Origin of the sequence: Flavobacterium sp. UBA4854 (genome assembly GCF_002399805.1) — a bacterium.
In the GTDB taxonomy this organism is placed as follows: Bacteria; Bacteroidota; Bacteroidia; order Flavobacteriales; family Flavobacteriaceae; genus Flavobacterium; species Flavobacterium ginsengisoli.
In genome coordinates, this window is sequence record NZ_DHEI01000162.1 from 92,627 (window position 1) to 103,558 (window position 10,932).

At 34.3% G+C, this 10,932-nt stretch carries 10 protein-coding genes; 4 read left to right on the forward strand and 6 right to left on the reverse strand.

Annotation, left to right across the window (positions count from 1 at the left end):
• Positions 1-165 precede the first annotated feature (165 nt).
• The gene (locus B3J44_RS23740; RefSeq protein ID WP_286971968.1) at positions 166-705 is read right to left on the reverse strand and encodes a helix-turn-helix domain-containing protein; all 540 of its coding nucleotides are present in this window, start codon (positions 703-705) and stop codon (positions 166-168) included.
• 188 nt (positions 706-893) lie between these two features.
• Between B3J44_RS23740 and B3J44_RS23745 the strand changes: the two genes are divergently transcribed.
• Complete coding sequence (locus B3J44_RS23745) at positions 894-2,360, forward strand: glycoside hydrolase family 130 protein (protein WP_198857595.1); 1,467 nt, start codon at positions 894-896, stop codon at positions 2,358-2,360.
• Between the two features lie 2 nt (positions 2,361-2,362).
• Here the strand turns inward: B3J44_RS23745 and B3J44_RS23750 are convergent, their stop codons facing one another.
• Complete coding sequence (locus B3J44_RS23750) at positions 2,363-3,139, reverse strand: TIGR03915 family putative DNA repair protein (RefSeq protein WP_286971970.1); 777 nt, start codon at positions 3,137-3,139, stop codon at positions 2,363-2,365.
• Positions 3,140-3,144: 5 nt separating this feature from the next.
• On the reverse strand, positions 3,145-4,401 hold the full coding sequence (locus B3J44_RS23755) for a putative DNA modification/repair radical SAM protein (protein WP_198857593.1): 1,257 nt from the start codon (positions 4,399-4,401) through the stop codon (positions 3,145-3,147).
• A gap of 295 nt (positions 4,402-4,696) precedes the next feature.
• On the opposite strand from B3J44_RS23755, the gene B3J44_RS23760 reads away from it, so the two are divergent.
• Positions 4,697-4,942: a hypothetical protein gene (locus B3J44_RS23760; protein WP_111362850.1), complete on the forward strand. Its 246-nt coding sequence runs from the start codon at positions 4,697-4,699 to the stop codon at positions 4,940-4,942.
• Here B3J44_RS23760 and B3J44_RS23765 read toward each other — a convergent pair.
• The 3 genes from B3J44_RS23765 to B3J44_RS23775 form a co-directional block, all read right to left on the reverse strand.
• Positions 4,939-5,700: an alpha/beta fold hydrolase gene (locus B3J44_RS23765; protein WP_286971975.1), complete on the reverse strand. Its 762-nt coding sequence runs from the start codon at positions 5,698-5,700 to the stop codon at positions 4,939-4,941. The genes B3J44_RS23760 and B3J44_RS23765 overlap by 4 nt on opposite strands.
• Positions 5,694-6,140: an EamA family transporter gene (locus B3J44_RS23770; RefSeq protein ID WP_286971977.1), complete on the reverse strand. Its 447-nt coding sequence runs from the start codon at positions 6,138-6,140 to the stop codon at positions 5,694-5,696. The genes B3J44_RS23765 and B3J44_RS23770 overlap by 7 nt, the downstream gene beginning before the upstream one ends.
• 145 nt (positions 6,141-6,285) lie before the next feature.
• Complete coding sequence (locus B3J44_RS23775; RefSeq protein WP_286971979.1) at positions 6,286-7,866, reverse strand: tetratricopeptide repeat protein; 1,581 nt, start codon at positions 7,864-7,866, stop codon at positions 6,286-6,288.
• Positions 7,867-8,309: 443 nt separating this feature from the next.
• On the opposite strand from B3J44_RS23775, the gene B3J44_RS23780 reads away from it, so the two are divergent.
• Together B3J44_RS23780 and B3J44_RS23785 are read left to right on the forward strand one after the other, a co-directional pair.
• Positions 8,310-9,536: a DcaP family trimeric outer membrane transporter gene (locus B3J44_RS23780; RefSeq protein ID WP_286971981.1), complete on the forward strand. Its 1,227-nt coding sequence runs from the start codon at positions 8,310-8,312 to the stop codon at positions 9,534-9,536.
• A 38-nt stretch (positions 9,537-9,574) separates the two neighbouring features.
• Positions 9,575-10,932: aspartate ammonia-lyase (locus tag B3J44_RS23785; RefSeq protein WP_286971983.1), on the forward strand; the 1,358-nt coding region annotated here is incomplete at its 3' end.

Sequence of the window (10,932 nt, forward strand, 5' to 3'; positions counted from 1 at the left end):
AAATATAAATATCCTCCAAATAAGAATAAAACGATACTGGCGAGAAATACAACGGCAATTTTCTTAAATAATTTCATGGTCATTTTTTCCTGCAAGATTCGGGTTTAGATTCCGATTTTCGTGCAAAAACAATACGACAGTTTTACGTCATTTTTATGACTTTAATTATAAAAAGTTGTTTTTCAGTCTTATAGATAAATCTTGTTTTTGGTTTAAACTAATTCCGTTTAGAATAACAATAATAAGTTTTAGACTAAGAATTGCAATTAAAGGAATAATGAAAAGCGGAAATTTTAGAACAAAAGACTTTTGAATAAACGGACATGCAATCATTAAAACGGAAAGTAAAAGGCTTAAAATAATTTGAAGACTTACAATTTGTTTTCCTAATTCTTTGTTTGTAGCATCTTTGGTTTTATAAGATAATATTAAAGGAAAAATAACGCTTCCAAACGGAATTATAAGTCCAGATAAAACAGAAAGATTAATAAGTTTAGCTCTTTCGACTTGAATATTTTCTTTTTTAAGAATGAGGTTTTCAGGATCGATTTCTAAAGCTTCGGCAATAGATTTTAATGTAAAACCTTTAAGAATACTTCCAGCTTCAATTCTCTGAATCGTTCGTAGAGAAAGGCTAGATTTTTCGGCAAGTTCATTTTGAGTCATGTTTTTTTCTTCCCTCAAAAATTTAACTTTATTCTTCATTGTTTTGTGTTGGTGGTCTGAGACGAAATTATGAAAAAAACTTTTGATCAAAGCCGTGTGAATAAACCTGAAATTATAGGCTTATTCGAAGTTTTAATAAAAAATTAAGTTTTTTTCTTTAACAAATTTTAGTAACTTGTTGTGTAATAAATAATTCCTAAGAGTTGTTGCCTTAAAAAAAACTAATTATGCGAGTATCTGTTGTCCGAAAAAATATAAAATTATTACCAGATTCGAAAAGAGTTGTTGCCCGATATTTTATGAATGGGCAAGAAAGAACCCAGCAAATGGTACTTCGGATAATGATGCTAGACGAAAAACAAGTTTTGCAGACTTTGGAGCAGACGCTTCGTGAATTTGCTAGAAGACACCGAAATATTTCGGCAGTATTTTTTAGACATTGCGAAAGAATACGACCAATAATCGAAGCAATGCAAATTGATTATGAAGCGATGTCTCTAGACCGAAAAATGCTGATTGGTTCTTATTGCACAATGGAATATGCGATAGAATCGGCTGCAATTTTTAATCCTTCTATTGTTGAAGATTTTGACCAGACAGGACTTGAAGTTGGAGAAAAACGTGTTATTATTTCATTTCGGGCAACTGGTGAAGGTCATATTTCGTCGATTGTTTTTAGAAGAGCAATTTTAGATCGTGACAATAATCTGCATATCATGAAAATAGGAAATCATATTGATCAAGCAGAAATTGAGCATAAAACATTGTTTAATAAAGAACGATTTTTGACCAAGCTGTATGAGATGCATACAACTGATAAATATATTGCTCAGATTATGCAAGATCTTCCTGAAGAATTTGAATTTGCTGTTCTTAAAAATATGTTGATTGAGGCTTTAAAAGATCCTTTAATTCGTGAAGAAAGAAAAGTTGCATTGGAAGAAATTTTGTGGTTGGCAAATTCTTTTTACGATTTGCAGTTCAAACACGATTCGGATATTACAGAGCGTGTCATTTTTCCAATTTCTGATTCTGAAAGTCGCGGAATAGAGGATGCGCGTTTTGTTCGTTTTACTGATGATAATGGCTCTGTTAGAGTTATGGCTACATATACAGCTTATAACGGACATACAATTTTGCCGAAGTTAATTTCTACTGAAGATTTTTATAGTTTTAGAGTTATGCCGCTTCATGGAGAAGGTGCACAAAACAAAAATCTAGCTCTATTTCCTCGAAAAATAAAAGGCAAATATGCCATGCTGGCGAGAATTGACGGTGTGAACAATTATATTATGTATTCTGATCGAGTAACACAATGGAACACACCTGTTCTCTTGCAAAAGCCTAAATTTACTTGGGAACTTACTCAAATAGGAAATTGCGGTTCGCCATTATGGACCGAAGAAGGTTGGCTTGTTATTACGCATGGAGTTGGTACAATGCGACGTTATTGTATTGGAGCTTCGTTATTTGATCTTGATGATCCTTCAAAAGAAATAGGAAGACTTACAGAACCGTTGCTTTCTCCTTTAGAAGATGAACGAGAAGGTTATGTGCCAAATGTAGTGTACTCTTGCGGGGCAATTATTCATAACAATAGTTTAATCTTGCCTTATGCCGTATCTGACTATTGTTCTACTTATGCTGTAGTAGATATGGTAGAGTTGCTGGACGCACTTAAGAAAAGCAAGTAAAATTATCTTTTGTTGAGGTTTGGAATTTTCTCTGTCAAATTTTTCCAATATCTTTTTGGCATGTGTTTGATATGAAGTTTCGTGTTTTTTCGCGATTCTATATTGACACTGCAGAAATAGTTCCGCCATAAATTCTGAAAAAACTCTTCGTTTTCATCATTTATTTCGGCTAAAAAACTCGAAGAAGCATTCGATTCAAACTGCATTTCGACAGTAGAGACATTTTCTAGATCGTAGTAAATTCCGTATTTGCGCTTGGAGTCGTAAATTAGCCAGCGTTGATCTGAATATCGATTTTTAAAATGCTGTTCAATAAGTGGTAAAACATCGCAATCTGGATCTACAATGGCGTAGTATAAATTGTCTTTTGTTAGTTTAAACCGAACAAAAGCTTTCATTCTATGACTTTCTTTTCCCGTTAAATGCGCTGCTTTTTTTACATTCGAAACTTCGCTTCGGCTTAAATCTCCTTCTATATTAATTGGACTTGCAAAAGCATATTCGACAAATCGAAACAAGATTTCTTCTATCTTTTCCAATTCAGATAAAAAGGCAAAATAAATATTGTTGAAACCATGATGCGAAAGACGTTGCTGTAAGCCATTTAAAACTCGATTTGCTTTTTTTCCATTTGTTGTTACAAAATGGGTATTGGAAAAAAGAAGGGTATTTGAAATTTCTTCTTTGGCAAAAACAATGTCTTTAAGTTTGTACTCGTAAATTTCAAAAACCGCGGTGAGCCAGCCTTCATAACTTCCATCATAAACTATTTGTGTCATTTGAATTAAAATAAAGAAAGCTGGTTCGAAAAATTATTCTTGTATTTACTGTTTTGCAAATTCAAGATCTGACTTTTTATTTGAACAGAAGTTAGGTCTTTTTGCATATAGAAAGGCGAAGAAAAAGCCAAGAAAAACTTCGATCGGCTGTAAGCAATTCCTAATTTTTTTAAATCTTCTGGCTGTAATTTTTTGAAATTTCTTGCAGCAACAATCTTTTTCGCGCTCAAAAATCCTATTCCAGGAATACGCTGAATTAATTCTAAATCTGCCGTATTGATATCTACTGGAAATTGATGCAGATTTCGCAATGCCCAACCCAATTTAGGATCAATATCTAAGTCAAGATTTGGCTGGTCAAAACCAACAATTTCATTGACATTAAATCCGTAGTAGCGAATTAGCCAATCTGCTTGATACAATCGGTTTTCGCGAATCATAGGTACAGGAGTTCCAATGGCAGGAAGCCTGTTATCGTGGCTTATTGGCACATAACCAGAATAATAGACACGGCGCATTTTCATTTGTTCGTAAAAATAATTGGCCATTCCAAGAATTTCCATGTCATTTTCTTTTGTTGCGCCAATTACCATTTGCGTGCTTTGTCCAGCTGGAGCAAAAAGCGGTGTTTTGTAATTGGATTTTTTCTCTTCCTGATAATCGATAATTTCGTTTTTAAGATATTCCATTGGCTTAATCACGTCCTTATGATTTTTATCTGGAGCCAATAGTTTAAGACTCTGTTCTGTTGGCATTTCAACATTTACGCTCAAACGGTCGGCATATAATCCAGCTTCTTTTAGCAATTCTTCGCTAGCACCTGGAATTGCCTTTAAATGGATATAACCATTAAAATTTTCCTCCAATCTAAGTTTTTTGACAATTCTAACCAGACGTTCCATAGTATAATCGGCATTGTCGAAGATGCCAGAACTCAAAAATAACCCTTCAATGTAATTTCTTCGATAAAAACCAATTGTCAAATCAACAACTTCCTGAACGGTAAAAGCAGCTCGTTTAATATCATTGCTTTTACGGCTTACACAATAGGCGCAGTCAAAAATGCAATGGTTGGTAAGTAGGATTTTTAAAAGCGAAACACAGCGTCCGTCTTCTGTAAAGGCATGGCAGATTCCGCCTCCTGTGTCGCCCAATCCTTTGTTTTTGTTTTTTCGTGTACTTTGTCCCGATGAGCAAGAAACATCATATTTGGCTGCATCTGCTAAAATTGCCAATTTCTCCATTACTCTTTCCTGTACCATTTTGCTCTTTTTTTAGTTGTTTTTTGAAACGAAAATTCATTCTTTCAAAACTAGGAATTCATGCTAAAAAAGAGGCGAAAGAAACTGTTCTAAATTGTATCAACTTTTTTTTGAAAGGTTATTTTTACATTCAAATTTTAACTATCTTTAAACTTCAAAACAGGTATAAATACGGGGTTGTAAGTTGTCAAAACTTTTTACATTCGCCCAAAGTAGAAAAACTGATTTCCCCCCTTAATATTAGTTTTTCAGATTTAGAAGTATTAGCAATTATTAGGAACAAACGGCTAAAACAATGAAATTTGTAAAAGGACAAGATGTTTCCTACACAGCATTGAGTGGGATATCTTATAAGGGAACCATTATCGAAAGGAAAATGGATTTTAAAAAGGGACTGATTATAAAATCGACTTCAAAAGAAAGAGATTTTCATTACCTCATCGAGATACAAAAAAACGGCACGACCGAGAAAATTCTGTGTGCCGAAAATCATCTTAAATTACTGGAGAAGAAAAAACGTGTAGCAAAGAAAGTAGCTTAGTTATAAGTTGTAATAAACGCGACTATTTTTTCTATTGCAATTTCTGGAGTTTCTTTGTGTGGTGTATGTCCAGCATTTGGTATTGTATACTTTTCAGTTTTTCCAGATGTAGCATTTATTGTTTTTTCGACTTCATCTAAAGTTCCATATTCATCTTTTTCACCTTGGATAAATAGTAGCGGAGATTTGATTTTGGGAAGAAAATGTTCAATATTCCAGTTTCTAAAATCGTTTCGCAGCCAAGTTTCAGCCCAAGCTTTAAAAATAGTTTCGGTTTTGTTTCCGTGATATTTTTGGAGCCTTTGAGGCAAGTTTGTATTTTGATACGCTTCAACAGCTTCGCGAATACCGTTTAGGGTAATTTCTTCAACAAAAATATGAGCCGCTTCACAAATAACCATTTTAATTCGATTTGGATATTTACTTACGGCAATTAATGCGATCGAACCTCCGTCGCTGTGGCCAAATAAAATGGCATTTTCAATATTTAGATTTTCGAGTAATAAGTTTAAAACGTCAGCTTCTTGTTCTAGATAATTTACAGGACGAATATAAGTCTGCATAGGATCTGATTTTCCGTAACCTAATCTGTCATAAATTAAAATGTTGCACTGGCAAACGGTCGCAATTCTTCTTGGAAAATCTCTCCATAATTCTACACAACCTAAAGAATCATGAAGGAAAACAATTGTCGGACGATTTTCAAAATTATTGTGATATTCGGCGTAAAGATTATTTTCGTTTATATGGATTAACATATTGCGGTTTCGTTTTGAATTACTTTTTCTTTTTTAGCTTTCGATATGTTAAGATACACGATTGAGCCAAGCATTATCGCAATTCCGATAATTTGCAGAAAAGTGACTTTTTCTCCCAAAATAATATGAGCGCAAAAAACAGCTGCAGGTAATTCTAAAGTTAGTAAAACAGAACTTAAGCCAGCGCCAATTTTAGGCATCCCGACTGTAAAACAGATAGGCGGAATTACAGTTCCAAAAATGGCTAAAAATGTTCCCCATTGCAGCAATCCAAAATCTAAATGTGTGCTTGTAGTAATGGCTTCACAGTTAATTAAAAATATAATCATGGCAGAACCACTGGTCATTAAAGCACTTTTTTCGAACATGGGAGTTTCTTTGCCAATTTTGCTCGTAAAAACGATATAAAGTGTATAAAGTAAAGCCGATAATAAACTCAAAACTATTCCTGTAAATGATATATTGGCATTGCTTAAGCTACATTAAGCAATCAACTAAATTGCATTTTTAACTTAGTTAAAAACAAAAAACTACGCAAAGCCTCTTTTATTAGGACTTGCGTAGTTTTCTATATTTTGTAAATAATCAAATATCTTCTTTTAATCCAATTCTTTTTAAGCTGTTTACCATTCTAAAAACAACCTCATCAGAAAACATAAAACTGCAAAGTATTTCTTTAATTTCTGTTGGAGTTTGGGGGTGTAGTTTTAGAAGGTTGTTTAGCTGTATTTTAGCTTTTGCATCTTCATTTAGCAGGGATAAGGAAACCGCTTTTAGCAAAGAGTCCCAAATGGTTTCGCTAAAAGCCATATTGTCTGCCCAGTATAAGGACTTTTGATATTCTTTTTTATGAATGTAATAGTAGCAATATCCAATATTAATCCACCACGGATGCGAAGTATTTATTCGAATTGCATTTTCTACCAAATTAAAGCCTTTCTCAAAATAGCCTGCAAAAATTAACATGCAGCCTATTCCTGAGATAATGCCAGAAGAATTAGGGTTTATTTTTATGCATTGCTCTGCGGCAGAAAGACAGTTGTCTTGATCTTTTTTAAAACAGCTTAAAAGCGCTAGCGAATACCAAGCCTGTTGGCAGTTGGGATCTATTTTCAATGCTTTTGTAATGCAGTGACTGCTTTTTTCGATTGTTTTCTTGCAGTTGTCTATTCCGAGAGCAATAGCAGCCAATTGCATTTCGCCCAACATTGCCCAAGCTAAAGCATGGTTTGGATCTAATTCTACGGCATCATTTAAATTGGCCAATGCATTTGCATAATTTTCTATAGAATAGGAGCATTGATATTCGTGATAACTGCAGATTGCTTTTAAAATACCCGAATTGTTTGATATTTTAGAAGGTGCTGTTTTTACCATTTCTTTAAAGATAATGCCATAATAACCGCCCATGCTGGAAACGATATCTTTCACGATTTCATTTTGTATTCTAATGCCGTCATCGATTGTGGCAGGAGTAAACAATTTGGTCAATATAAATTTACCAGATGAGGAGTTTACAAGATTGACTCTGATCTGCATTTTATTATCAATAATTTGAATATGTCCTGTTATAATGAAATCGGCTCCTACTAAACTGGCGGCTTCCAGAATATTTTCATTAATTTTTGAAATTACACTAGATGCAAAATGGCCTATTACAGAAATGTCTTGAAAACGCGAAAGTTCTGCACTTACTTCTTCGGAAAGAATTTGAGAGAAAGCTTCTAAATCGGGCCTTTGAGAAGTCGATTTAAATGGAAATACTGTGATGACTAGATTTGATTTACTTGTGTTAATAGGGAAATCAATGTGCCTCATTTTGTTATTATGAATAAATTCGGGAACGTAACCGCCTTTTGGGACATGAATAATCACCGAATTATCTTTTCCGTCAGAAGAATAATATTCATTGAGAAGTTTTCTTAATCGCCCTGCATGAATACGAACCATTGCGTCGTCGTGAGGATTGAAATGAGAAGGTCTGCTTAAAGCATTTACAGCTATCGAATATTCTTTAATAAACTGTTGTCTTTGGTCTATGGTTTCTGTGACTATATATCGCAGAAAATTGCTTAACAGTATTGAATTCTTGAAAGAATTAAACTTTAAAACATTTTCCAGTTCATTGTAAATGGTATCCGGGGGGATTTTTTTTATTGACTCCATAATAAATTATTTGAAATTATTAACGTCGAAAAAAAAGTCACTTGGCGGGTAAAGTGTTAAATATGATGTAGTTACAAATTTATAAAAATATGTGAATATTTAACATATTAATATTATTAATCTGATTTTTTAACCGTTAAATGTAACCGTTAATAACTCTAATCGTGCACTAGCATTGATTATATTTGTTTGATAATCAGTTAGTGTAGTGTCTTTTTTTTGCTTTTTTAACAAAAAATAAGACAACATTATAAAGTTCTTGATTTTTTTGTCTGCCCAAAAAAGAAAAATTTAAAGAATATTGAAAAGATTTTTGAAGCTAAAAGCCAGTTCTGAGACATACAGATTTTTAAAAATAAAGTCACTTTTATTTTTAAGCCCAGATTGTAAAAAACAAATGAATAGTAGTAAATGTATCCCACAATAAACAAACTATAATCATTATGAAAAAAAGGTTTTTACAAATGGTCACGATCAGGCATCGAGCCATTTTAATTTGTTTTCTCATTTCCGCTTTAGCTCAAGCTCAAGAAGAAGGATCTAAAAGCATGGAAATCTATGGTTTCATTATGACCGATGTTGGTTATAATTTTAATCAAATTCAATCAGATTGGTATGATGTGGTAAGGCCAACTAAACTGCCTTCGTATAAAAATGAATATGGTCCAGACGGCAATTACTATGCTTCTGTGCGCCAGACTAGACTTGGCTTTAAAAATTATTTTAATACTGGACTTGGAGAATTGAAAACACATTTTGAATTCGAGTTGTTTGGTACTGGTGTAGATGCTGGACAGACTACTTTTCGTTTGCGTCATGCTTATGCCGAATTAGGAAAATTTGGAGCTGGACAAACTTGGAGCCCTTTTATGGATATTGGCGTATTCCCGAATTCACTAGAATATTGGGGGCCAACTGGAATGGTGTTTTTCAGAAACATTCAGATTCGATATATGCCAATTCAAGGCGATACTCGTTTAACCATTGCATTAGAAAGACCTGGAGCAAGTGCAGATCAGGGAGATTATGCCAATCGTGTAGAATTGCAAGGCGTAAAAGCAAGATTTCCGTTGCCAGACCTTTCAGCAGAATACCATCTTGGAACTAAATGGGGGTATATTGAGCTAGCAGGTATCGTAAGAAAAATTGAATGGAAAGATCAAAACAACGATCAGTATAATTTGTCAGGAGATGCAGTAGGCTGGGGACTTAACTTAAGTACCAACATTAACTTCAGTAAAAATGATGTTTTTAGAGGACAGGTTATGTATGGAGAAGGAGTACAGAACTACATGAATGATGCTCCTGTCGATATAGGTATTAAAAATAATTTGAGTAATCCTGTAACTCCTGTAAAAGGTGTTGCGCTTCCTGTGGTTGGGGTTGTCGCTTTTTTAGATCATAATTGGAGTGATAAGTTTAGTACTGCAATAGGATATTCGATGATTGATATTGACAACTCAGACGGACAAACAGATAGCGCCTTTAAAAAGGGACAGTACGCTCTCGCAAATATCTTGTATACTCCTGTAAAAAACTGTATGGTTGGAGCTGAATTTCAGTGGGGAAACCGCGAAAATTACAACGACGGATGGAGCACTTCCATAAACAAAGTACAGTTTTCTTTTAAATATAACTTCTCTGAAGCATTTTATAGAAAAAATCAATAGAAAGCTTTGTCTTTATTAATCACTTAAAAAAGAAAAATATGTGTAAAACTGTACAATATCTGCTATTGTTCGGATTGTCTGTAATTGCTCTTAATGCTCAGACTCGAACTGAAAAGGATCTTCTAGGCGAAAAACAGATTCCTGCAAACGCGTACTACGGAGTACAAACAGCCCGTGCATTAGAAAATTTTCAGATAAGTAGCTTGACTACGCAATCTTATCCTGACTATGTAAAAGCTTTTGCAATGGTTAAATTAGCTGCAGCACGTGCCAATGCAGATGTAGGCCGACTTAAAAAAGATAGACTTGCTGCTATAGAAAAAGCTTGCCAAGCTGTAATTGACGGCAAATATCATGATCAATTTTTGGTCGATTTGTATCAAGGTGGTGCTGGTACTTCTGCGAATATGAATGTAAACGAAGTTTTAGCCAATATTGCATTGGAATTAAGCGGTCATAAAAAAGGAGAATATCAATACATTGAACCTCATGATGATCTTAATATGGGACAATCAACAAACGATGTGTACCCAACAGCCATAAAAGTGGCATTACTTCTTCATAACGATAAACTGCTTCAAGAGGCAGATCTTTTGGCTAAAGCTTTCCATAAAAAAGGCGATGAATTTAAAGACATTCTAAAAATGGGAAGAACCGAAGGGCAAGATGCTGTGCCAATGACTGTAGGTCAGGAATTTCATGCTTTCGGGAATCAGCTTGACGCAGAAATTAGCGCTTTAAAAAAAGCGGAAGTTTATTTATGCGAGCAGAATATGGGCGCTACAGCAATCGGGACAGGAATTACTGCTTCTCCAGGTTATGCTGAAAAAGTAGCAGCACATCTGGCAAAAATTACAGGAAAACCAATTGTAATGAGTAAAGATCTTATTGCTGCTACGACTAGCCAACAAGGGTTTGTAATGTATTCTTCTACACTTAAAAGCATGGCAGTTGCTTTGGCAAAAATAAGCAGCGATTTGATCATTTTGGCTTCTGGTCCTCGTACTGGTTTTTTTGAAATTAATTTGCCTGCACTTCAGCCAGGATCTTCAATTATGCCCGGAAAAGTAAATCCGGTTATGCCAGAACTTATGAACCAATTGTGTTTTAAAGTTATGGGAAATGACTTGACCGTAACGATTGCCGCACAATCTGGTTTATTGCAATTAAATGCTTTTGAACCTGTTCAGGCCATTGCCATGATGGAATCTCAAGGATTGTTTTTTAAAGCAATGCCATTATTTAGAAAAAACTGTATCGATGGCATTACAGTAAATAAAGACGTTTTGGCGCATTATATGGATCGAAGTGTTGGTGTTGTAACGGCTCTAAATCCTATTTTGGGTTATGAAAAAACAACTGAATTGGCCAAAGAAGCATTGGCAACCAATAAAGG